Below are 22454 nucleotides of genomic sequence, written 5' to 3'. Positions count from 1 at the left end.
CAACGATGGTTCGGCGCCCGCCGCGAAACGGATTGCCGGGACGCGCGGGAGCGCGCTCATCGAGAACCGGAAGCCCCCTCTCCTCACAGTCATGTCACAGTGTGACGCCGTGGTATCCCAAAATATCGGCGGATCGATAGGTTCGAGGTACCCGTGCTTACCCGCGCACGACACCCGACCTCAGGAGCAAGACATGTCCTCTCGCCGCCGTGCCCTCGCGGGCGCATCCCTCCTCCTCGCCAGCACGCTGCTGGTCTCCGCCTGCACCTCCACCGGCGCCGGTGAAGCGACCGACACGGCCGAAGACGCTCCGCCCATCACCTTCCTCTACTCCCCCTACGCGGACTACGCCCCGTTCTTCCTCGCCGAGGAGAAGGGCTACTTCGAAGATGCCGGCGTCGACGTGGAGCTCGTCGCCAAGGGCGGCAGCTCGGGCGAGACGTACCAGCAGGTGAGCACGGGCAACATCACCGCCGGCGGCGCGACCTGGGGCGCCGGTCTGTTCAACGCCACCAAGTCGGGCGCATCGATCTCCGTCATCGCGAGCGTCTCGCGCATCCCGGAGTCCGGACCGAACCCGTCCCCCCTTCTCGCCTCCGACGCCTCGGGTATCACCGACGCCGCCGACCTCAAGGGCAAGAAGATCGGCATCCCCGGCGACGGCGGCTTCGGCATCTACTCCGTCGCCCTGGCACTGGAGTCCGTCGGGCTCTCCGTCGAGGACGTCGAGCTGGTGAACCTCAGCCCCGGCGACATCCCTGCCGCGCTCGCGAACGGCTCCGTCGAGGCCAGCTGGTCCATCGAGCCCATCTCCTCCGCCGTCATCGCGCAGGGCATCGGCCACGAACTGCTCGACATCGACTACCAGGCCGGCGTCGAGCTCGGCGCGATGGTGTTCAACACCGAGTACGTCGACAAGCACCCGGCCGCCGTGACCGCCTTCACCGCGGCCTACCTCAAGGCCGTGAAGGAGCTCGAGGACGGCGGATGGCAGGATCCCGCCACGCAGGAGATCATCGCGGAGTACACCGATCTCCCTGTCGAGACCCTGACCTCGATCGCACTCACCACGCAGGACCCGAGCGGCGCGATCGACTGGATGGACGTCGCCCGTCAGGAGCAGTTCTTCCGCGACCGCGACGCCCTCGAGTTCGACGGCGACTCCGGCATCCAGGACATCTACCGCGACGACATCCTGAGCGACGCGATCGCTCTGGTCGAGAGCGGCGACCTGGCACCCGCCGGGAAATGAGCGGCCTCAGCGTCCGGGGGCTCTGGAAGGCGTATCCGAACGCGGATCGCAAGGATGAGCTCCTGGTGGCACTCGAGGACATCGATCTGGAGATCGCCGACAACGAGTTCGTCTGCGTCCTCGGCCCCTCCGGCTGCGGAAAGAGCACGCTACTCCGCATCGCCGCCGGACTCGAGAAACCGAGCCTCGGAACGATCGAGACCTCGAGCCGTCCCTCTGTCGTGTTCCAGGAGCACGGAGTTTTCCCCTGGCTGACGGTGGCGCAGAACATCGGCTACCCGCTCAAGCTGCGCGGCCTGTCGCGTGCGCAACGGAACGAGCGCGTGGAGCAGCTCCTCGAGCTCGTCGGCCTGTCGGAGTTCGGCGGCTACTTCCCCGCCCAGATCTCCGGCGGCATGCGCCAGCGCACCTCGGTGGCGCGTGCTCTCGCGGACGACGGTGATCTCCTGCTCATGGACGAGCCGTTCGGTGCTCTCGACGAGCAGACGCGCGTCGCCCTCCAGCAGGAGCTTCTGCAGATCTGGGAACGCACGTCGAAGGCCGTGATGTTCATCACCCACAGCGTCGACGAAGCGCTCATGCTCGCCGACCGCGTGGTCGTGATGTCACATCGCCCCGGGCGCATCATCGACGACATCGCGGTCCCGTTCGGGCGTCCGCGCGACATCGCGGGGCTGCGCAGGGATCCGCGCTACGGCGAGATCACGGAGCGTCTATGGACACTGCTGGAGCGCGGAACGGAACAGGAGGTGGCCTCGTGACCACGATCGCCGACCCCGCCATCGAACGACAGCTCAAGGATGCGGTCAAGGCCGAGCGCGGCTCGGTCTGGGTCCGTCGCCTGGGGCCGTACACGCCGCTCCTCATCCTGGTGGTGTGGGAGATCTGCAGCCGGACCGGTGTGCTCGATGCGCGCTTCTTCCCGGCTCCGAGCTCGATCGTGGAGACGTTCTTCGAGCTGCTGGCCTCCGGCGTGCTCCTCGAGAACATCAGCATCACGCTGTCGCGCATCGCGATCGGCTTCGTGATGGGTGCGATTCCCGGGATCATCCTGGGTGTGCTGCTCGGATCGGTCCGCACGCTGCGCCTGCTGCTGGATCCGATCTTCTCCAGCCTGCTGCCCGTGCCGAAGGTGGCGATCTTCCCTCTGCTGCTGTTGATCTTCGGACTCGGCGAGACCAGCAAGTACGTCATCGTCGCCATCGGCGTGTTCTTCTATCTGCTGTTCAACACGCTCAGTGGCGTCATGCAGACCCCACCGCTTCTCAACGACGTCGCCAACGCGAACGGCGCCACCCGGCTGCAGCGATGGATGACCGTGTCCTTCCCGTACGCGTTGCCGTCCATCTTCACCGGCATCAAGCTGGCGACCGGTGGAGCGTTCGTCATCATCGCGGCGTCCGAGTTCGTCGGCGCGAACAGCGGCCTCGGCTACATGATCTGGAGTTCCTGGGGCACCTTCGCCGTGTCGAAGATGTATGTCGGCATCGTCACGATCTCCGTGCTCGGCTACGCGGCCACGTGGCTGTGGGCACTCCTCGAGCGTCGTGTCGTGCCCTGGGTGAAGTACTGAACGGAGCATCATGAGGGTCACCACTGCGCAGCTCCTCGCCGATCTGCGTCAGACGCTGCAGGACGCCGCGCCCGCAGCTGCTCCGGAGGACGTCGCGCTCGCGGCGTTCTGGGTCGTCCAGGCCGAGCAGCTCGGTCTCGGCGAGTTCGGGATCCGGATGCTCGTCCGGGAGCTCGACCGACTCCGCGAAGACGGCGGCACCCTGGCGAGAAACCTCGCCGACGGCGCCCCGATCGGCTCGGTCGACGCCACGGCCGTCCCCGGCGTGGTCGCGCTGGCAGCGGCAGTCCGGCGCGCGGCAGTCGGTGTCGATGCGCACGGTGTGGCTCTCATCGGGATCCGAGGGGCGGGCGCCCTCGGCATTCTCGGCGTCGCCGCGCGGTCGCTCGCGTCACGGGGTGCTGTCGCCTTCATCGCTGCGCAATCCCCCGCATCCGTGGCCCCGTGGGGCGCGCGGATCGCCGCGATCGGCACGAATCCCCTCGCGATCGCCGTTCCGCGCGCGGATGCTGCTCCGCTGGTCGTCGACTACGCGACGTCGTCGCTCACCCTCGCCGCCGTGCACGAAGCCCGCCGCTCCGGTGCGCAACTCGCCGAAGGGGTCGCGCTGGATGCCGCCGGCGAGCCGACCGTCGATCCTGCCGCGGTCGCCGCCGTGCTCCCCGCCGGACTCGTGGGCTCGCTGACCGGATTGGTCGTCGAACTGCTGGCCGGCGTCGCGGTAGGAGGACGCGTCAGCGATCCGGACGCGCCGATGAGCCGTGGTGCCGTGATCATCGCCTTCGATCCTGCCCGTGCGGGGGGCACCGATACGGCAGCGTCCGCGGCCGCTCTCGACCGCGACTGGCGTGCGGCCGGAGGACACCTCCCCGCGCGCTTCGACGTGCTCGGAGACGGGCCCGAAGAGCTGCCCGGCGCGCTCGACATCGACGACACCGCTGCCACGTGGCTGTCTGCCCGCGTCGCCAGGATGCCCCGCGCATGAGCGGTGTCCTGCGGTCCCGCTCTCTGGACGTCACCCCTGAGGTCGGTCCCCTGTCGGAGCGCCGCACGATCAGCGTGAGCGGCGCAGCTCCCGGCTCTCTGGTCACCGTGCGCGCCGTCACCCGCCGCGACGGGGGCGACTGGGCCGCGCAGGCGACGTTCCTGGCCGACCGCGACGGGTCCGTGGATGCATCCACCCAGGCTCCCGTCTCCGGGGACTACCGCGTCGTCGATGCGATGGGGCTGTTCTGGTCGCAGCGACGCGAGCCGGGGACGACCGGCTCCGCAGAGCCGTCCGACGTCGATGCGCCCCTGCGCACCACCGTGACCGCGTGGAGCGAGCCTGGTACCGGCCATCTCGATGTCGACGACGAAGGCGCGGTGGCCTCTCAGGACAGTGTGGAGGTCGTGCAGTGGCTCCGCGGCGAGGGAGTCTCGCGCACGGAGATCCGCCACGACGGACTCGTCGGCACGCTCTTCCGCCCCGCACTCCCCGGCTCTCTGCCGACGGTGATCGTCCTGAACGGCTCTGGCGGAGGGATCAACGAGGCGCGGGCTGCGCAGTATGCCTCTCGCGGCATACAGGCTTTCGCTCTCGGATACTTCCGCGCTCCCGGCCTGTCGGACCACATCTCCCGCACACCCTTGGAGTACTTCGAACGGGCGCTGAGGTACGTCGCGACCACACTCGACCCTGCGGGCGGGCGCGCCGTCGTCAGCGGACAGTCCCGCGGCGGAGAGCTCTCGCTGCTGCTCGCCGCGACCTATCCCGAACTCGTGCTCGCAAGCGTGCCGTTCGTGCCGGGGGCATTCGTCTTCGGCGCCCAGGGCGCAGCGGACCCGACCGAGGGCTGGAGCGGCCCGACCTGGACCCTCGGCGGCGAGCCGCTCGAGCACCTCTGGAACGGCAACTCCGGCGTGACATGGCAACCGTGGAACGACGAACCGCCACCCACGCGCCACCGTGACGTCTACATCGACGGTCTGCACGACCGACGGTTGGCACGCGCGTCGCGTATCCCGATCGAGAACTTCGCGGGGCCGGTGCTCTGCGTGTCGGGACTGGATGATCGCGCCTGGCCGTCCAGCATGGCCTCCCGCATCGTCCTCGACACCCTGGAGCGACACGGCCACTCCGCCGAGCGGCTCCACCTCGACTACGAGGACGCGGGTCACGGCATCGCGCTCCCCCACCTGCCCAGCACCGACATCGAGCGCACGCATCCCGTCTCCGGCGTGCACTACTCGAACGGCGGAACGCCGCGCGGCATCGCTGCCGCCAGCGCCGATTCGTTCGAACAGGTCTGCGCTTTCATCCACCGCACGGCCGTCCAGGCATCCGCCGACGGTCGCGACATCCCCCGAGCAGAAGGACGGTAGTCATGCCCGCGAACGAGCACCTCGAAGGCCAGTGGCGGGAGTGGCGTCATGCCCGGGTCGCAGAGCTGACGCGTCCCTACGGGTGGACGGCACTCGTCGCCCAGCACTGGCTCCGCGACGGCGACACCGGCCTCGTGCTCGAAGGCCTGCCCGGCACCTGGGGCGTCGCGGACGGCAAGGTCCTGTACACGCCACCGGCCGAGGGCCCAAACCTGGTGGTCGACGGGGAGTACGCCACCGCGACCGTCGAGATCGTCCCCGGTCGTAATCAGACCTACGGACACGGACGCAGCGTTCCGGTCTACTTCGGTGTGAGCGAGGTCGAGACGATCCCCCGCACGACTGACGACGGCGACCGCATCTTCGCCGTCCGCGTGCGCGACCCCCGCGAATCCGCCCGCAAGGACTTCTCGGGCCTCACCGCGTACGAGTACGACCCGGCCTGGCGCATCCCCGCTCGTTTCACCCCCGCCGTCCGCGAAGACGTGGAGCAGGTGACCGTCGAGACCGGCGTGCGTGAGACGACGGCGCGCATCGGGACTCTGACCTTCGAGCATGCCGGACGCACGTACGAGCTCGCGCTGATCGGCAAGGATGCGTCCTACGGCGTGCAGCCCGTGGCGCACATCCGCGACCTCACGAGCGCGAAGACCACGTACGGGGCCGGACGCGTCGTCGAGCTGCAGTTCAGCGACGAGTCGGGCGAGCGCATCGACCACATCGATTTCAACTACCTGACCGCTCTCCCCTGCGCTTTCACGAACTTCGTGACGTGCCCGCTCCCCCCGAGCCAGAACCATCTGGACTTCGAGGTGCTCGCCGGGGAGAAGAAGCCCGATGTCGTGATCGACCGCGTCCTCACCTTCCAGAGCAGCTGAGCGTGGGTCGAGGGCTGCGCCGCACGACTCGCGGCGCAGTCCCAGGCGGCACTGCTACGGTGGGCATGTCGGCAGCGTGCCGACGTCAGGGAAGACTTCTTGTCGACCAACGGGCCTTTCGGCCATTTCGTTCTCCGTCGCCTCCTCTGTGCGAGTGCGAGGAGCGTCCTGCCCGTGTCATCCATACCCCGTTCGATCGACCCTGCCGCACGTGAGTGGGCTGCGCCGATCGCGCTCCCCCTCGGCACCTCGGCCATCGTGTACTGCGAAGGCCAGTTCGGCGAGCAGGACGGCAAGACCGCCAACGGCCTCGTCCGGCACTCGGAGAAGTACGAGATCCTCAGTGTCATCGACACGACGCACGCCGGCGCGGACGCCGGTATGGTGCTCGACGGCGCCTCGAAGGGCATCCCGATCCTCGACGGACTCGCCTCTGCCATCGCCCACGCCGGGTACGTTCCCGACTACCTGATCTGCGGCGTCGCCCCCGCCGACGGCCTGCTCTCGGCCGACCAGCGCACGGTGCTGCTCGATGGGATCTCGCGAGGGATGCACATCATCAACGGACTCCACGAGTTCCTCACCGATGATGCCGAGTTCGTCGCCGCGAGCCTTCTCGCCGGCGTGACGATCACCGACATCCGCCGCCCCAAGGAGAAGAAGGATCTGCATCTGTTCTCCGGACGGATCTTCGACGTCACCTGCCCGCGCATCACGGTTCTCGGCACCGACGGCGCGATCGGCAAGCGCACGACGTCGACGCTTCTGGTCCGCGCGCTCAACGAGCGAGGAATCCATGCCGTGATGGTCGGCACCGGACAGACGACGATCATCCAGGGCGGCAAGTACGGTGTGGCGCTGGACGCCCTCGTGCCGCAGTTCTGCTCCGGCGAGGTCGAGAACCAGGTCGTCGCCGCATTCGAGGGCGAGGACCCCGATGTGATCATCGTCGAGGGCCAGGGCGCGCTCAGCCACCCCGCCTACATCACGTCAGCGCACATCCTCCGCGGAAGTCAACCCGTCGGAGTCATCGTGCAGCATGCACCGGGCCGCAAGGTGCTCGGAGACTTCCCGATGGTCGCGATGCCGACCGTCACGAGCGAGATCGCACTGATCGAAGCGTTCTCGGACACCCGGGTGATCGGCGTCACCGTGAACCACGAGAATCTCTCGACGCAGGAACTGGCCGACGCGATCGACGAGATCGAGTTGGATACCGGTCTCCCGGCGACGGACCCTCTGACGCGACCGCAGTCGGACCTCGTCGACATGGTGCTGCGCGCGTTCCCAACCCTCAGCCCTGTGCCTGCCACCCGTAGCGCCGCGTGAGAGCGGTCCCCACGCGGTCGTAGCGTCGGCGATCGAGGACGGCGGCCTCGCGCCGCAGCCCTCGCTCGTGCACGCTGTAGAGCTGTTCGATGTCGACCCACGACTCGCGTCCCTGCGAGTCCCAGGCGCCGGTTCCGATCGAGAGGTAGTCCCGATCTCCGTCATGGGGCTTGCTGGTCATCCGCACGGCATAGACACGGTCCGCGGATTCGCGCCCGATCACGAGCACGGGACGGTCCTTGCCGCGACCGTCGTTCTCCTCGTAGGGCACCCAGGTCCAGATGATCTCGCCGGCGTCCGGCGCCCCGTCGCGGTCCGGTGCGTAGTCGATTCGTAGAGCGTCGATCCGGTCCGGATCGACGCGGACGGTGCCGGTCCCGGCGACGACGCTGGGCTGGGGTGCGTCACGCGGTTCGGTGCGCAGACGCGCGTTCGGGCGTCTCGGAGCTGATGTCCGAGACGCCCGATTCGATCCCAGTACTGTGCGCAGGATCTCCGCGAGAGTGGAGAGGATACCGTTCGAAGAGCTCACACGGTCACCCTAACCGCCCCTCATGCATCTGCGAGTGCGTATCCCTCTTCACCGTGGACGACCTGGTCGACACCGGCGATCTCGTCCTCATTCGTGATGCGGAATCCGATCGTCTTCTCGATCGCGAAGCCGATGATGAAGGCGACCACGAACGAGTACACGAGCACGCCCAGCGCGGCGATCACCTGGACGGCGAGCTGGCGGGCATCGCCACCGACGAACAGGCCGGTGCCGGTGGCGAAGAAGCCGAGGTACAGCGTTCCGATGAGACCACCCACGAGGTGGATGCCGACGACGTCGAGCGAGTCGTCGAAGCCGAGGCGGAACTTCAACTCCACCGCGAGGGCGCAGACGATACCGGCGACGGCACCGAGCAGCAGCGACCAGCCAGGGGTCAAGTTGGCGCAGGCGGGGGTGATCGCGACGAGACCGGCGACCGCACCCGACGCGGCGCCGACCGATGTGGCCTTGCCGTCCTTGATGCGCTCGATCAGAATCCAGCCGAGGATCGCCGCCGCGGTCGCGCCGAGGGTGTTCAGGCCGATGAGACCGACGCCGCCCATGTCCTCTGCGAGCCACTCGGCACCGGCGTTGAAGCCGAACCAGCCGAACCACAGCAGCGCGGCGCCCAGGAGCGTCAGCGGCACGTTGTGGGGCTTCAGGATGCCCTTCTGGAAGCCGATGCGCTTGCCGAGGACGAGCGCGAGAGCGAGAGCGGCGGCACCGGCGTTGATGTGCACAGCGGTACCACCGGCGTAGTCGATGACGCCGATCCCGCTGTCCTCACCGAAGAGGGTGGTGCCGAGGTTCATGATCCAGCCACCGCCCCAGACCCAGGCGGCGACCGGGAAGTATCCGACCGTGGCGAAGACGCCGGCGAAGATCAGCCAGCTGCCGAACTTCGCACGGTCGGCGATGGCGCCGGAGATCAGTGCGACGGTGATGATCGCGAAGGTCGCACCGTAGGCGACGCCGAGCAGCGCCACGTTGGAGCCTTCACCGGCGGCGAGGTTCGCCAGTCCGAAGTCGGCGAAGGGGTTGCCGGCGAAGGCGGTCGGACTGTCGACGGCGCTCATCGAGAAGCCGAAGAGAATCCACAGCACGGCGACAAGGCCGATCGAGCCGAAGCTCATCATCATCATGCTGACGACGCTCTTCGCCTTGACGAGACCGCCGTAGAAGAAGGCGACGCCAGGCGTCATGAGCAGAACCAGCGCTGTCGCGGTGATCGCCCACGAGATGTTGCCGGGAGCATCCATAGGAAAACCTCACATCCGAAGTAATTGAGAGCTTCAGTGTGACCACGCGCGGTTTCGTCAATGCGTGAAGTTTGTTTCTGCGCTGTTACAGCCTGCCCCTGGGTGTGAACATCGCGTTACAGGGGCCTTCGCGGTTACGCAGAATGCGTGAGAGCGTTCAACCGGGAGATGGCGCGGAGGTACTTCTTGCGGTATCCGCCGGACAGCATCTCGTCGGAGAAGACGGCGTCCAACCCGGCACCGGTGGCGATCACCGGGATCTGCGCGTCGTAGACACGGTCGACGAATGCGACGAGCCGCAGAGCCTCGGACTGGTCGACCAGCTGGTGCACGCCGCGCAGGCCGACCAGATCGACGCCGGTCAGCAGACGGATGTAGCGAGAGGGATGCACCTGCGCGAGGTGGCGGATCAGATCGTCGAAGGCATCGTCGGACGCGCACTTCGCTGCGCCCGCGTCCTCGAGCGCCTCGCTGTACTGCGCGTGGTCGAGCACCACGGCATGCCCGTCGAGGGCACGCTGGCGGAAGTCGACGCCGTCGATGCGCAGCGTCTGGAAGCTGTCGGACATGGCGTGGATCTCTCGGAGGAAGTCCTGGGCGGCGAAGCGCCCTTCGCCCAGCGCGTTCGGCGGGGTGTTGGACGTCGCCGCCAGTCGGGTTCCCGTGGGTACGAGCTCGCCGAGGAGCCGCGTCATGACCATGGTGTCGCCCGGATCGTCGAGCTCGAACTCGTCGATGCAGAGCAGATCGGCGCCCTTGAGGAGATCCACGGTGTTCTTGTAGCCGAGTGCGCCCACCAGGGCCGTGTACTCGATGAACGATCCGAAGTACTTCCGACGAGCCGGCATCGCGTGGTAGATCGACGCCAGCAAGTGCGTCTTGCCGACGCCGAAGCCGCCGTCGAGGTAGACGCCCGGCTTCAGCTCGGGCTCCTTCTTGGCGCGGCTGAAGAATCCACCGCTCTTCACAGGGGCGCCACGACCGGCGAAGCGCATCAGCGTCTCCTTGGCCTCCTCCTGCGAGGGGTACGCGGCATCCGCCCGATAGCTCTCGAAGGTCGCGGTGTCGAACTGGGGAGGCGGCACGAGGCTCGCCAGCATCTCGGGACCGCTGACGGTGGGCTGGCGCTCGGAGAGGTGCACGATGCCGGTGCGGCTCGTCGTATCGGTCATCACGGTCCTGTATCGGTGCTGGCCTGTGTCGAAGTCTTACGAATCCGGCGCAGGGCGCACAGCGGGGATCTATCGTCGTAGGGGACGGGTCAACATTACGCCGTCCGCACAGCCGCATCGTCCGCTCACCGCTTTGGAGATCCCTATGGCCATCGAGTTCGATTCCTCCTCCCCCAAGTTCGCCGAGTACTCCGAGCCGGGACGTCTGGTGACCACCGAGTGGCTCGCGGCGCGCCTCGACACCCCGGGACTGGTGGTCGTCGAGTCCGACGAAGACGTCCTCCTCTACGAGACCGGCCACATCCCCGGCGCGGTGAAGGTCGACTGGCACACCGAGCTCAACGACCCGGTGGTGCGCGACTACGTCGACGGCGAAGGATTCGCGGAGCTGCTGAGCCGTAAGGGCATCGCGCGCGACGACACGGTCGTGATCTACGGCGACAAGAACAACTGGTGGGCCGCATACGCGCTGTGGGTCTTCTCGCTGTTCGGGCATGAGGACGTCCGTCTGCTCGACGGCGGCCGCGACCGCTGGATCGCGGAAGGCCGCGAACTGACCCGCGAGGCGACCGTTCGCCCGGCGACCGAGTACCCGATCGTGGAACGAGACGACTCGGTCATCCGCGCATACAAGGAGGACGTCCTCTCCCACATCGGCAACCCGTTGATCGACGTCCGCTCCCCCGAGGAATACAGCGGTGAGCGCACGACGGCTCCCGCCTACCCGGAAGAGGGCACGCTGCGCGCCGGCCACATCCCCACGGCCCAGAGCGTGCCGTGGGCGAAGGCGGTAGCGGAGGACGGAGGATTCAAGTCTCGCGCCGAGCTCGATGCCATCTACCGCGACGGCGCCGGCCTCGCCGATGGAGACGACGTCGTGGCGTACTGCCGCATCGGCGAACGCTCCAGCCACACGTGGTTCGTGCTCAAGCACCTGCTCGGATTCGAGAACGTACGCAACTACGACGGATCCTGGACGGAGTGGGGCAGCGCCGTGCGCGTCCCCATCGTCACCGGCAGCGAGCCGGGCTCGCTCTGATCGTGTGAGAATTCAGGGATGAGCACCACGCACGTCCCTGACATCCTCGCCGAGATCCGCGACGGCTTCCTCGAGACGCCGGAGGCCGATCGTCTGCTGCTCCTGCTGGAGTTCGCCGACGAGCTGCCACCGGTATCCGAGGAAGTCGCGAACCATCCGGAGATGTGCGAGCGCGTGGCGGAGTGCCAGTCCCCCGTCTACATCTACGTCGAGGTGGTCGACGGGATCGTCACCATGCACGCGACAGCCCCGCCGGAGGCGCCCACCACGCGCGGTTTCGCCAGCATCCTGGTTCAGGGCATCACGGGCCTCACCCCCGACGAGGTGCTCGCGATCCCCGATGACTACCCGCAGTCGATCGGCCTCACCAAGGCCGTGTCGCCGCTGCGCATCGGCGGGATGACCGGGATGCTGATGCGGGCCAAGAAGCAGGTCAGGCAGAAGCGCTGAAACCCTGCGTCTGCAGCCACTCGGTGATCGCCGCGTTCCACCCGGTCTGGTCGTAGTTCCACAGCTTCGTGTGGCGAGCGACGGTGAATCGCGGCATCGTCACCAGGTCGGGACGCGCGTCGTGGAGCGCATGCGAGGCATCCGCCGGCACGAAACCGTCGTCCTCGCTGTGCAGGATCAGGATCGGCACCGAGAGCTCCTGCGCGCGGGCGACCATGTCGAGACGGTCGAACGGGATCGCGTCATCGGCGCCGCTCAGCCTCGCCGTGAGCGGCATCGACAACGCCCCCATCGCGAGATCGGGCAAGGGCGCGTGCATGCCGGCCGCGTGGGCCTGGTAGCGCAGCACGGTGCGCCAGTCCACCACCGGCGAATCCAGGATGAGGCCGGCGATCCGCTCGCGGTTTCCCGAGTTGACTGCGGCCTGCAGCGCCACCGCACCGCCCATCGACCATCCCATGAGGATGACGCGGTCGGCGCCGTGACGCAGCGCGTAGGCGATCGCGGCGTCCACGTCGCGCCATTCCGACGCGCCCAGTGCGTAGGCGCCTCCCCGGCTGCGGGGCGCTTCGCCATCGTTGCGGTACGAGACGACGAGGGTGGGCATTCCCGCCGCATGCAGCACCGGCACCGCGCGCAGGCATTCGGCCCGCATCGCGCCCCTTCCATGCACCTGGATGACCCAGGTCCGGGATTCACCGGGGAAGAACCAGGCAGGGCAGGGCCCGGCAGGGGATCCGATGAGGACGTTCTGGCTCGGCAGGTGGAGCTCGCTCGGCGAGGCGTAGTACCAGCCGCTGAAGCGAGCAGCGCGATCGACCTGCGCGCCCGGCTCGATCTGCGTGAGCAGCTTGCGGCGCACGCTGGTCGCATCGGCGCTCAGCACGGCGCCCAGCTTCACGTACCCGTAGGTTCCCGTCGTGAACAGGCCGTAGCGTCCTGGCAGCTCGGTGTCGAGCGTCCGGCGCAGCTCGATCGTCTGGGCGCCGGTGTCGACCGCGATGATCTCCGCATCCGGCGCGCGACGCGCCGGCGTGACCACTCGACGGGCGACCCGGAGGACGATGATCGACAGCACGCCCCCGAGAGCGAGCAACGCGGGGACAAGGAGTGCAACGGCGTGCCTGAGACTCTTCATCGCCTCCTGACTCTAGCCTGTTGCCGTGACCGCACACCCCGAGGCCGGGTCGCTCTTCGACAACGCCATAGCTGAACTGCGCGAGACCGCGTTCCGCGACGACATCGTCGTGCGCGAGATCGGCACCCCCCAAGGGCTCGCTCCGTTCGCCATCGCGCTCGCCGCCGACGTGCGACCGGAGGACGACGGCGAGTCCGTGTACGGCACCGGACGCTTCGTGCTGCTGCACGACCCGGACGCTCCGGATGCCTGGGGCGGAGCATGGCGGATCATCATCTTCGCCCAGGCGCCGTTGGAGACGGAGATCGGGACGGACCCGCTGCTGGCCGACGTCACCTGGTCGTGGCTGGTCGATGCACTCGACTCTCGCGATGCGGTCTACCACGCCGCGTCAGGGACCTCCACCAAGACGCTCTCCAAGGGATTCGGGGGTCTCGCCGTCGAAGGCGACGGCGCCCAGATAGAATTGCGGGCGTCCTGGACTCCGGAAGGCCCGTTCCGACCCCACGTCGAAGCATGGGCCGAGCTGGTCGGAATGCTGGCGGGTCTTCCGCCTGGTTCCGAGGGCATCGCCGTTCTCGGCGCGCGAAAGGCTGTACGTGACTGAATACTCCGTGATCTCGGATGCCGAAGAGTTCCGTGCGGCCTGCGCCGCACTCGCCGACGGCACCGGTCCGGTCGCGGTGGATGTCGAGCGCGCATCCGGTTTCCGCTACTCCCAGCGGGCCTACCTCGTGCAGGTGTTCCGGCGCGACGCCGGCGTCTTCCTGTTCGACCCGCCCGCCATCGGCGACTTCGCCCCGTTGCAGGACGCGATCGGATCGGTCGAGTGGGTCTTCCACGCGGCCAGTCAAGACCTCCCTTCCCTGCGGGAGCTCCACCTCGAGCCGCCGACCATCTTCGACACCGAGCTCGCCTCGCGCCTCCTCGGGCTCGAACGCGTCGGCCTCGCCGCCGTCGTCGAGCACACTCTCGGGATCACGCTGAAGAAGGAGCACTCGGCTGCGGACTGGTCCACGCGCCCATTGCCCGACTCGTGGCTCGAGTACGCCGCCTTGGACGTGCTGCACCTCATCGACGTGCGCGACGCGCTGGCTGCGGAGCTCGTCGAACAGAACAAGACCTCCTTCGCCGAGGAGGAGTTCGCCGCCACTCTCACCCGGGCCCCCAAGCCGCCCAGGGAGGACCCGTGGCGTCGTCTCAGCGGACTCCACCAGGTGCGGGGAGCGCGCAACCTGGCGGTGGCCCGCGCGCTCTGGCAGGCACGCGAGTCCTTCGCACAGGAGCAGGACGTCTCCCCTGGTCGACTGGTGCCGGACCGCTCGCTGGTCGCCGCCGTCATGGCGAACCCGCAGAGCAAGCAGGCCCTCGCCGGCACGAAGGAGTTCCAGGGACGCGCGAGTCGTACGCAGCTGGACCGCTGGTGGCAGGCATTCGTCGACGGCCGCGCGACGGAGGAGCTCCCGCGCGAGCGCGTCCCGAGCGACACGCTCCCCCCGCCGCGTGCGTGGGTGGATCGGAACCCGGAAGCGGATGCCCGGTTGAAGGCAGCCCGCCCGGTGGTCGAGGCGATCGCCGAGGAGCTCTCCATGCCGACGGAGAACCTCCTGACGCCGGAGTACCTGCGCCGCATCGCGTGGGATCTTCCCGGTGAGAGCGCCGAGGACATCGGCGAAGCGCTCGCTGCGCTCGGAGCACGCACCTGGCAGATTGAACAGACTGCACAGAAGATCGCGGACGCCTTTGTAGAAGCAGGGCAAACGCCGGACGAGCCCTCCACGCCCGCTTCGTAGGTTCGACCCAACCGATTCTTCCCGGTTTCCGGCCCTCCATAGACTGAGGCCACCGCACAAACTTGGAGGCAGAGTGGCCGAGATCTCGGACGTCTTCTTCGTCGATGGAGTGCGCACCCCCTTCGGGCGCGCCGGCGAAAAGGGCATGTACTGGAACACCCGCGCTGATGACCTCGCCGTCAAGGCGACCATCGGCCTGTTGGAGCGGAACGCTGCTGTGCCGGCCGACCGCATCGATGACGTCGCGATCGCCGCGACATCGCAGACCGGAGACCAGGGCCTCACGCTCGGCCGTTCCGTGGCGATCCTCGCCGGCCTGCCGCAGACCGTCCCGGGCCTCGCCGTCGAGCGCATGTGCGCCGGCGCCATGACGAGCGTCACGACCATGGGCGCGTCGATCGGCGTCGGCATGTACGACTTCGCCCTCGCCGGTGGCGTCGAGCACATGGGACATCACCCGATCGGCGGAAACGCCGACCCGAACCCCCGTTTCGTCGCCGAGAAGATGGTCGACCCCGGCGCGCTCAACATGGGCGTGACCGCGGAGCGCATCTTCGATCGCTTCCCGCACCTCACCAAGGAGCGCTCCGACCGCTTCGGCATGCTCAGCCAGCACAAGGTGCAGGCGGCTTACGACGCCGGCAAGATCCAGCCGGACCTCGTGTCCGTGGCCGTCAAGAATGCTGACGGCGCCTGGGGGCTCGCCTCCGAGGACGAGGGTCGTCGTCCGCAGACCACGATGGAGGACCTCGCGGCGCTCAAGACGCCGTTCCGTCCGCACGGTCGTGTCACGGCCGGCACATCCTCCCCGCTCACCGATGGAGCGACGATGTCGCTCCTCGCCGGCGGCGGAGCAGTGAAGGAGTTCGGGCTGGCCCCGAAGATGCGCATGGTGTCGTTCGCCTTCGCCGGCGTGCAACCGGAGATCATGGGCATCGGCCCGATCCCGTCGACCGAGAAGGCGCTGAAGAAGGCCGGGCTGACGATCGCCGACATCGGCCTGTTCGAGCTGAACGAGGCCTTCGCGATCCAGGTCATCTCCCTTCTCGACCACTTCGGCATCGCGGATGACGACCCTCGCGTGAACCAGTGGGGCGGCGCGATCGCCCTCGGCCACCCGCTGGCCGCGTCCGGCGTCCGCCTGATGATCCAGCTCGCGGCCCAGTTCGCGGAGCGCCCCGATGTGCGTTATGGCCTCACGGCGATGTGCGTCGGTCTCGGTCAGGGCGGCTCCGTCATCTGGGAGAACCCGCACTACAACGGCAAGAAGAAGAAGTGAGCGCGAACGTGACGAACTACGAAGCCATCGACTTCGCCCCGATCCAGGCGCTCACCGAGGGCGAGGTGATCACGCACTCCCCTGTGCGTGACATCCGTCTCGCCTCCGGCAAGGTGCTCGCGCTCATCACGCTCGACAACGGCCGCGACCACACGCGCCCGAACACGCTCGGGCCGGCCACGCTCACCCAGCTCGGCGAGACTCTCGACGGCCTGAAGGCGCGCGCGGCATCCGGTGAGATCCAGGCTGTCGGCATCACGGGCAAGCAGTACATCCTCGCGGCCGGCGCCGATCTGTCCGACATCAGCAAGGTCGGCTCTCGCGACAATGCCCGTCTGATCGCGCAGCTGGGGCACAAGGTGCTCGGCAAGTTCTCCGAGCTCGGCGTTCCCTCGTTCGCCTTCGTGAACGGGCTCGCGCTCGGCGGCGGGCTCGAGATCGCGCTGAACTCGTCCTACCGCACGGTCGATGCGTCCGCGGCGGCCGTCGCCCTCCCCGAGGTCTTCCTCGGCATCATCCCGGGCTGGGGTGGCGCGTACCTGCTGCCGAACCTGATCGGCATCGAGAACGCGCTCGAGGTCGTCATCTCGAACCCGCTCAAGCAGAACCGCATGCTCAAGCCGCAGCAGGCGTTCGATCTCGGGATCTTCGACGCGATCTTCCCGGCGGCGAACTACCTCGAGAACTCGCTCGCCTGGGCCGACGCGGTCCTCGGCGGGAAGAAGGTCGAGCGCAAGAACGAGCCGGGCAAGATCGAGCGGCTCACCAAGTGGCCGATCGCGATAAAGATGGCGCGGGGCATGCTCGAGTCGAAGATCGGCACGGTTCCGAAGTCGCCGTACGCGGCGCTCGACCTGCTCGACAAGGCGAAGAGCGGCACCAAGGCCGAGGGCTTCGCCCGTGAGGACGAGGCGCTCGCCGAACTCGTGACCGGTGACCAGTTCGCCGCGTCCATGTACGCGTTCGATCTGGTGCAGAAGCGCGCCAAGCGCCCCGTCGGAGCGCCGGACAAAGCGCTCGCCAAGAAGGTCACCAAGGTCGGCATCATCGGCGCAGGGCTCATGGCCAGTCAGTTCGCGCTGCTGTTCGTGCGCAAGCTCCAGGTGCCGGTGCTGATCACCGACCTCGACCAGGCCCGCGTCGACAAGGGCGTTGCCTACATCCACGAGGAGATCGGCAAGCTCGAGGCCAAGGGGCGGCTCGACGCCGATTCCGCGAACAAGCTGCGCGCGCTCGTCACCGGAACCACCGACAAGAGCCTCTACGCGGACTGCGACTTCGTGATCGAGGCCGTGTTCGAAGAGGTCGGCGTCAAGCAGCAGGTGTTCGGCGAGATCGAGAAGATCATCGCCGAGGATGCGATCCTGGCGACGAACACCTCGTCGCTGTCGGTCGAGGAGATCGGCTCGAAGCTCGCCCACCCGGAGCGACTGGTCGGATTCCACTTCTTCAACCCGGTCGCCGTGATGCCGCTGATCGAGATCGTCCGCACTCCGACCACGTCGGATGCGGCGCTCTCCACGGCGTTCGTCGTGGCGCGGAACCTGGGCAAGAACGCGGTGCTCACCGCCGACGCTCCCGGATTCGTGGTGAACCGTCTGCTGGCGAAGGTCATGGGCGAGGCCGCACGCGCCGTGTACGAGGGCACGCCGATCGCCGACGTCGAGAAGGCGTTCGGGCCGCTCGGATTGCCGATGGGCCCGTTCCAGTTGATCGATCTGGTCGGCTGGAAGGTCGCCGCTCACGTCCAGGACACCATGGTCCACGCCTTCCCCGATCGCTTCTACGCGAACGAGAACTTCCATGCGCTCGCCGCCCTGGACGCCGTCGTGGAGAAGGACAAGGGTGGCCGCGTGACGGGCTGGACCAAGCAGGCCGAGAAGCTCCTCAAGCCTGCGGTGGGCTCCGCCCCCGCCTCGGCGAGCACGATCCTCGCGCGGGTGCAGGACGGGCTTGCTCAGGAGATCAAGCTCATGCTGGACGAGGGCGTCGTGCCGGAGGTCGAGGACATCGATCTCTGCTTGATCCTCGGCGCCGGCTGGCCGTTCATCGACGGCGGCGCCTCGCCGTACCTCGATCGCGAAGGCGCATCCGAGCGGGCCTTCGGCGGGTCGTTCCACACTCCGCAGATCCACGGCGTCGAGAGCCGCTGACCTCCGCAGCAGACAGCCGGAGGGGCCACGTCACGACGTGTCCCCTCCGGCTTCTTCGTGTCGTCAGATCGCCTGCTGCGCGGGCCGCCGATCCTCCGCACCGGCGTGCGGCCAGTACGAGAGCGCCCGCTCGGCGAGTGCGGTGATCGTCAGAGACGGGTTCACGCCCGGATTCGCCGGCACCGCAGCCCCGTCGACGATGTGCAGGCCCGGATGCCCCCACACGCGGTGATAGCTGTCGATCACCCCGGTGCGCGGTGAGGACGAGATCACAGCACCGCCGAGGAAGTGAGCGGTGAGGGGGATGCCGAACACCTCCGGCCATGATCCTCTGGCAGCCGTAGGAACCCCGCCTTCGGCCTGCATCCGCGCCGCGATCGCCTCGGCCGCACGATGGGCCTGCGGTAGATGGCTCGGGTTCGGCTCCCCGTGGCCCTGCGCACTCGTGAGGGTCAGACGCCCGAACCGACGGCGCAGCGACAGCGTCAGCGAGTTGTCGGCCGTCTGCATCACGAGCGCGATGATGCCGCGTTCGCTCCAGCGGCGGAGTGTGCCGAGCCGCAGTTGACGGACCGGGGCTCGGAGCGTCTGCGCGAGGACGCTGCCCACTCGTCCCCCCAGGCCGCGATCTCCGGGCACCATCACGGTCGCGAGCGCGCCCATCAGGTTCGAACCGGGACCGTAGCGGACGTTCTCGACGTGCGTCCGCTCATCGATGTGGAACGAGGTCGTGATCGCGACGCCGCGGGCAAGTTCGAGCGAGTCCGGCACCGCAGTCGCGACGGCCCCGTCGAGCGCCTCCGAGTTGGTGCGCGTGAGCCGCCCCAGCGTCTCGGAGACCCGCGGAAGGGCGCCCTCGTGCTTCATCCGGTGCAACAGCTGCTGGGTGCCCCAGGTGCCGGCGGCCAGCACGACCTGACGGGCCGTCACGGTCCGCTGACCATGCCGCATCCATGCTCCGCTGCGACGAGTGGTGATCGCGAATCCGCCGTCGCGGAGTTCGCGCACCTCGGTCACGGTGCGGAGCGCTTCGATCACGACACCGCGCCTCTCGGCGAGAGCGAGATAGTTCTTCATGAGCGTGTTCTTCGCCCCGACACGGCAGCCGACCATGCAGTTGCCGCACAGCGTGCACCCTGTGCGCTCCGGTCCCTCGCCACCGAAGAACGGGTCAGCGACGCGCTCCCCCGGCCGGCCGAACCAGACGCCGACAGGCGCATGCCGGAACGTCCCGCCGACACCGAGGTCGTCCGCCGCACCCGCCATGATGCGCTCGACCGGTCCGGTGTACGGATAGCGCTCGACGACGCCGAGCATCCGCTTCGCCGTCGCGTAGTGAGGAGCGAGCTCGGTCTCCCAGTCCGCGATCCCGCGCCACTGCGGGTCTTGGAAGAACGCCGCCCCCGGCTGATAGAGCGTGTTGGCGTAGTTGAGCGATCCGCCGCCGACACCGGCGCCGGCCAGGATCATGACGTGCGGGAGACGGTGGATCCGCTGCACCCCGTAGCAACCCAGCGCGGGAGCCCACAGGTAGCGGCGCACGTTCCAGCTGGTCCGAGCGAAGTCCTCGTCGGCGAATCTTCGTCCGGCCTCGTACACCCGCACCCGATAGCCCTTCTCGCGCAACCGCAGCGCGGCGACGGACCCGCCGAAGCCGGAGCCCACGATCACGACATCCTCATCGAAGTCCGTCATCGCTGCACTCCCCTGCGCGGAACCATCACCGTAAGCGCGCCCGCGCGCAGCTCGATCGTGCAGGTCCCCGCGCCCACCCGCTCGCCGTCGGCGTACACGACCAGATCCGGCGCGGCCACCTCGACCCGACGCGCGCGTCTGTGGCTCACCTCCGGTCGCGTGAGATGCCGCCCCTGCAGCAGCAAAGGGAACAACCGGATCAGCCGCAACCGCGTCAATGGCCGCACGTGCACGATGTCGAGCATCCCGTCATTCGCCGCCGCCCCGGCGCACACCGGCATCCCGCCGCCGTAGCTCGCCGTGTTCCCGACCGCGATCAGCGTGCCCGGTGCATCGTGCAGGGCCTCCCCGTCCACCGAGACACGAAACGCGACAGGGCGCAGCCGGAGGAGCTCGATCACGAGCGCCAGGTAGTAGCGAAGGACGCCGCGTGGCCACCGCAGACGATTGGTGCGGTCGCTCACCTTCGCGTCGAAGCCCAGGGCGGCGACCGTGAGGAACAGGCGCGTGCCGAGGGCGCTGTGCACCTCTCCCACGTCGACCACGCACGGCACGCCCTGCAGCGCGAGCGCCGCAGCGTCGCCTGGATCGTCGCGGGGCAGCTGCAGGGCCCTGGCGAGGTCGTTGCCCGTGCCCGCCGCGACGAGCACGACAGGTACGGAGTGCGCCGTCACCTCCGCGAGGATGCCCGACAGCGTGCCGTCGCCGCCCACGACGACGAGAGCGGCCGGTTCCTCACGGAGCGCCTGCGCGGCCAGCTCAGCCGTCTGCCGGGCCGAGGTTCCCGCGTAGCTGCGGATCTGTGCCCCCTCATCGTGAAGCCGCGCAATGGCGGCCGCGGCCGCCTGCGCACCACGACCCTTGCCCGCGAACGGGTTCGACAGCACCGCGATGTGCGTGCCCATGTCAGTCCGTTCGTCCGGCGCGGTCCATCGCGATCACCGCGCCCGGGTTGAGGATGCCACGCGGATCGAGTTCGCGCTTGATCGCCGACAGGATGCGCACGCCCGTCTCACCGATCTCCTGCGCCAGCCACGGGGCGTGATCGCGTCCGATCGCATGGTGATGACTGATCGTGCCGCCGGCCGCGAGGATCGCATCGTTCACGGCGGATTTGACCTTCTCCCAGACGGCGAGCTGGTCGCCGCGCACCCCGGCGAGGATCGTGAAGTAGAGCGAGGCACCCGTGGGGTAGATGTGGGAGATGTGGCACATCACGAACGATTTGGCGCCGGCTTCCGCCGCGAAGCCGTCCTTGATCACACTCGTCACCGCATCACGCAGACCGGAGAGACCGGCCCAGACCGTGGCCGTCTCGAGGGTTTCGCAGAAGACACCGGCGTCGAGAAGGGAATCCCGCAGGTATGGCCCGTCGAATCGACCGTCGAGCCACGCCTCCGCGTCGGTCTCGCCGGAGGAGGACCCGCCCGCCGCACGGAGGATCTCGGCCGTGCGCGCGCGCCGGTGCGCGATGTCGTCGCCCTCATACACCGTGACGATACTCGCCCCCTTCGCCAGCACCTTGCCGATCTTGCCCAGCTGCGCCAAGCTCACGGCAGTCTCCGCCTCATCGGACAGACGGATCACGGTCGGGCCGGTCGCGCTCTGCGCCACGTGTCGCAGCGCCTCGGCACCGGTCGCGAAGTCAGGGATCGACCAGGATTCGAGTATCCGCTGCTGCGGAAGGGGATGTACCCGGACCCTGACCTCTGTGATCACCCCGAAGATCCCCTCAGAGCCGAGGAACACCCGGATCAGGTCGGGACCGGCCGCCGAGCCGGGCGATCGACCGAGTTCCAGGTCGCCGGTCGGCGTGGCCACGCGGATGCCCGTGACCATCGTGTCGAACCGGCCGTACCCCGCGGAGTTCTGTCCGGATGACCGGGCAGCCGCGAAGCCTCCGATCGTGGCGTACCGGAAGCTCTGCGGGTAGTGACCGAGCTCGAAACCGTGCGCGGAGAGCAGCCCCTCCGCCTCTGGCCCCGTCGTTCCCGCGGCGAGCACGGCGTCTCCGCTCACCGGGTCGAGGTTGATCAGTCCCGACAATCGGCGCAGATCGAGGCTCACCACGGCGCGATGCGCCCCTCTGTCGGGATCGAGCGCCCCGACGACGCTCGTCCCTCCCCCGAACGGGATGACGGCCACGTCGAGTTCAGCGGCCGCGGTGAGCACCGCGGTCACCTCGTCATGCGTGCCGGGGCGCAGCACGGCATCCGGCACCCGCTGCTCGGCCGCGCGCCGCCGGAGCAGGTCCGGCGTGGATCGGCCGCCGGCATGGCGGATGCGGGCCTCGTGCGTCACATCCACCTGCGCGAAGCCCACCGCGCGTCCGAAGACGTCCAGATCATGCGCCGTGAGCGCGGAGGGGGCGACGGTCACATCGGCCAGTTCGACCGCGTCCGCAGGGCGTCTCGTCCTGCCCAGCAACAACGGCAGCAGAGTCCGCACAGCGAGCGGGAGATCCGTCGCCTGGGCGGGATCTCCCCATCCGTTCCATCTCATCGGCCGATCGCCATCGACCCTGCCGCTTTCTCGGTCCATGCATTAC

General features: G+C 68.4%; 20 protein-coding genes. 13 read left to right on the top strand and 7 right to left on the bottom strand.

Annotated elements, in window-relative coordinates; all coding sequences use genetic code 11:
- Window positions 1-193: 193 nt before the first annotated feature.
- The 7 genes from FB560_RS08375 to FB560_RS08345 all read left to right on the top strand — a co-directional run bounded on the left by FB560_RS08375 (window position 194) and on the right by FB560_RS08345 (window position 7396).
- Complete coding sequence (locus FB560_RS08375) at window positions 194-1252, top strand: ABC transporter substrate-binding protein (RefSeq protein WP_141871941.1); 1059 nt, start codon at window positions 194-196, stop codon at window positions 1250-1252.
- Complete coding sequence (locus tag FB560_RS08370) at window positions 1249-2013, top strand: ABC transporter ATP-binding protein (protein WP_141871940.1); 765 nt, start codon at window positions 1249-1251, stop codon at window positions 2011-2013. The genes FB560_RS08375 and FB560_RS08370 overlap by 4 nt, the downstream gene beginning before the upstream one ends.
- Window positions 2010-2825, top strand: coding sequence for an ABC transporter permease (locus tag FB560_RS08365; protein ID WP_229673158.1), 816 nt, complete (start codon window positions 2010-2012; stop codon window positions 2823-2825). Before FB560_RS08370 ends, FB560_RS08365 begins: the two co-directional genes overlap by 4 nt.
- A 10-nt stretch (window positions 2826-2835) precedes the next feature.
- Window positions 2836-3810 (top strand): Ldh family oxidoreductase, encoded by a 975-nt coding sequence (locus FB560_RS08360; protein WP_141871938.1) that lies wholly within the window; start codon window positions 2836-2838, stop codon window positions 3808-3810.
- Complete coding sequence (locus FB560_RS08355; protein WP_141871937.1) at window positions 3807-5189, top strand: acyl-CoA thioesterase/BAAT N-terminal domain-containing protein; 1383 nt, start codon at window positions 3807-3809, stop codon at window positions 5187-5189. Before FB560_RS08360 ends, FB560_RS08355 begins: the two co-directional genes overlap by 4 nt.
- A gap of 2 nt (window positions 5190-5191) precedes the next feature.
- Entirely contained in the window at window positions 5192-6067 is an 876-nt protein-coding gene (locus tag FB560_RS08350) for a DUF1684 domain-containing protein (protein WP_141871936.1), read from the top strand.
- A 174-nt stretch (window positions 6068-6241) separates the two neighbouring features.
- On the top strand, window positions 6242-7396 hold the full coding sequence (locus FB560_RS08345; protein WP_229673160.1) for a DUF1611 domain-containing protein: 1155 nt from the start codon (window positions 6242-6244) through the stop codon (window positions 7394-7396).
- Here the strand turns inward: FB560_RS08345 and FB560_RS08340 are convergent.
- The 3 genes from FB560_RS08340 to zapE all read right to left on the bottom strand — a co-directional run bounded on the left by FB560_RS08340 (window position 7362) and on the right by zapE (window position 10359).
- On the bottom strand, window positions 7362-7928 hold the full coding sequence (locus tag FB560_RS08340) for a type II toxin-antitoxin system PemK/MazF family toxin (RefSeq protein ID WP_141871935.1): 567 nt from the start codon (window positions 7926-7928) through the stop codon (window positions 7362-7364). The two genes, FB560_RS08345 and FB560_RS08340, sit on opposite strands and share 35 nt — an antisense overlap.
- A gap of 20 nt (window positions 7929-7948) precedes the next feature.
- Window positions 7949-9187 carry an ammonium transporter gene (locus tag FB560_RS08335; protein ID WP_141871934.1) on the bottom strand — a complete coding sequence of 413 codons (1239 nt, stop codon included), beginning with the start codon at window positions 9185-9187 and terminating at the stop codon, window positions 7949-7951.
- 134 nt (window positions 9188-9321) lie between these two features.
- Window positions 9322-10359, bottom strand: a complete 1038-nt coding sequence (gene zapE / locus FB560_RS08330; RefSeq protein WP_141871933.1) for a cell division protein ZapE — start codon at window positions 10357-10359, stop codon at window positions 9322-9324.
- Window positions 10360-10504: 145 nt separating this feature from the next.
- Between zapE and FB560_RS08325 the strand changes: the two genes are divergently transcribed.
- Together FB560_RS08325 and FB560_RS08320 are read left to right on the top strand one after the other, a co-directional pair.
- A complete protein-coding gene (locus FB560_RS08325; protein WP_141871932.1) occupies window positions 10505-11398 on the top strand; it encodes a sulfurtransferase in 894 nt (297 codons plus the stop codon).
- An 18-nt stretch (window positions 11399-11416) separates the two neighbouring features.
- Entirely contained in the window at window positions 11417-11848 is a 432-nt protein-coding gene (locus FB560_RS08320) for a SufE family protein (RefSeq protein ID WP_141871931.1), read from the top strand.
- On the opposite strand, the gene FB560_RS08315 is transcribed toward FB560_RS08320, so the two are convergent.
- On the bottom strand, window positions 11832-12986 hold the full coding sequence (locus FB560_RS08315; RefSeq protein WP_141871930.1) for an alpha/beta hydrolase: 1155 nt from the start codon (window positions 12984-12986) through the stop codon (window positions 11832-11834). The two genes, FB560_RS08320 and FB560_RS08315, sit on opposite strands and share 17 nt — an antisense overlap.
- A 25-nt stretch (window positions 12987-13011) precedes the next feature.
- On the opposite strand from FB560_RS08315, the gene FB560_RS08310 reads away from it, so the two are divergent.
- The 4 genes from FB560_RS08310 to FB560_RS08295 all read left to right on the top strand — a co-directional run bounded on the left by FB560_RS08310 (window position 13012) and on the right by FB560_RS08295 (window position 18211).
- Entirely contained in the window at window positions 13012-13593 is a 582-nt protein-coding gene (locus FB560_RS08310; protein WP_141871929.1) for a DUF3000 domain-containing protein, read from the top strand.
- The gene (locus FB560_RS08305; RefSeq protein WP_141871928.1) at window positions 13586-14779 is read left to right on the top strand and encodes a ribonuclease D; all 1194 of its coding nucleotides are present in this window, start codon (window positions 13586-13588) and stop codon (window positions 14777-14779) included. Before FB560_RS08310 ends, FB560_RS08305 begins: the two co-directional genes overlap by 8 nt.
- Window positions 14780-14852: 73 nt before the next feature.
- Window positions 14853-16058 (top strand): thiolase family protein, encoded by a 1206-nt coding sequence (locus tag FB560_RS08300; RefSeq protein WP_141871927.1) that lies wholly within the window; start codon window positions 14853-14855, stop codon window positions 16056-16058.
- A gap of 8 nt (window positions 16059-16066) precedes the next feature.
- Entirely contained in the window at window positions 16067-18211 is a 2145-nt protein-coding gene (locus tag FB560_RS08295) for a 3-hydroxyacyl-CoA dehydrogenase NAD-binding domain-containing protein (RefSeq protein WP_141873176.1), read from the top strand.
- Between the two features lie 63 nt (window positions 18212-18274).
- On the opposite strand, the gene FB560_RS08290 is transcribed toward FB560_RS08295, so the two are convergent.
- Genes FB560_RS08290 through FB560_RS08280 form a run of 3 tightly spaced genes read right to left on the bottom strand, consistent with a single transcriptional unit; the run spans window position 18275 to window position 22408 of the window.
- Window positions 18275-19906 (bottom strand): GMC oxidoreductase, encoded by a 1632-nt coding sequence (locus FB560_RS08290; RefSeq protein ID WP_141871926.1) that lies wholly within the window; start codon window positions 19904-19906, stop codon window positions 18275-18277.
- Window positions 19903-20811: a diacylglycerol kinase family protein gene (locus FB560_RS08285; protein ID WP_141871925.1), complete on the bottom strand. Its 909-nt coding sequence runs from the start codon at window positions 20809-20811 to the stop codon at window positions 19903-19905. Before FB560_RS08285 ends, FB560_RS08290 begins: the two co-directional genes overlap by 4 nt.
- Before the next feature lies 1 nt (window position 20812).
- A complete protein-coding gene (locus FB560_RS08280) occupies window positions 20813-22408 on the bottom strand; it encodes an FAD-binding oxidoreductase (protein ID WP_141873175.1) in 1596 nt (531 codons plus the stop codon).
- Window positions 22409-22454 lie beyond the last annotated feature (46 nt).

Source organism: Microbacterium saperdae (assembly GCF_006716345.1).
Classification (GTDB): Bacteria; Actinomycetota; Actinomycetes; order Actinomycetales; family Microbacteriaceae; genus Microbacterium; species Microbacterium saperdae.
This window is presented reverse-complemented; position numbering and strand designations above follow the sequence as displayed.

What these genes read in the sequence shown, in the direction of transcription:
- FB560_RS08375 (WP_141871941.1), top strand. Translation starts at nt 194, where the DNA reads ATGTCCTCTCGCCGCCGTGCCCTCGCGGGCGCATCCCTCCTCCTCGCC.
- FB560_RS08370 (WP_141871940.1), top strand. Translation starts at nt 1,249, where the DNA reads ATGAGCGGCCTCAGCGTCCGGGGGCTCTGGAAGGCGTATCCGAACGCG.
- FB560_RS08360 (WP_141871938.1), top strand. Translation starts at nt 2,836, where the DNA reads ATGAGGGTCACCACTGCGCAGCTCCTCGCCGATCTGCGTCAGACGCTG.
- FB560_RS08355 (WP_141871937.1), top strand. Translation starts at nt 3,807, where the DNA reads ATGAGCGGTGTCCTGCGGTCCCGCTCTCTGGACGTCACCCCTGAGGTC.
- FB560_RS08350 (WP_141871936.1), top strand. Translation starts at nt 5,192, where the DNA reads ATGCCCGCGAACGAGCACCTCGAAGGCCAGTGGCGGGAGTGGCGTCAT.
- FB560_RS08335 (WP_141871934.1), bottom strand. Translation starts at nt 9,187, where the DNA reads ATGGATGCTCCCGGCAACATCTCGTGGGCGATCACCGCGACAGCGCTG.
- zapE (WP_141871933.1), bottom strand. Translation starts at nt 10,359, where the DNA reads ATGACCGATACGACGAGCCGCACCGGCATCGTGCACCTCTCCGAGCGC.
- FB560_RS08325 (WP_141871932.1), top strand. Translation starts at nt 10,505, where the DNA reads ATGGCCATCGAGTTCGATTCCTCCTCCCCCAAGTTCGCCGAGTACTCC.
- FB560_RS08320 (WP_141871931.1), top strand. Translation starts at nt 11,417, where the DNA reads ATGAGCACCACGCACGTCCCTGACATCCTCGCCGAGATCCGCGACGGC.
- FB560_RS08315 (WP_141871930.1), bottom strand. Translation starts at nt 12,986, where the DNA reads ATGAAGAGTCTCAGGCACGCCGTTGCACTCCTTGTCCCCGCGTTGCTC.
- FB560_RS08290 (WP_141871926.1), bottom strand. Translation starts at nt 19,906, where the DNA reads ATGACGGACTTCGATGAGGATGTCGTGATCGTGGGCTCCGGCTTCGGC.
- FB560_RS08285 (WP_141871925.1), bottom strand. Translation starts at nt 20,811, where the DNA reads ATGGGCACGCACATCGCGGTGCTGTCGAACCCGTTCGCGGGCAAGGGT.
- FB560_RS08280 (WP_141873175.1), bottom strand. Translation starts at nt 22,408, where the DNA reads ATGAGATGGAACGGATGGGGAGATCCCGCCCAGGCGACGGATCTCCCG.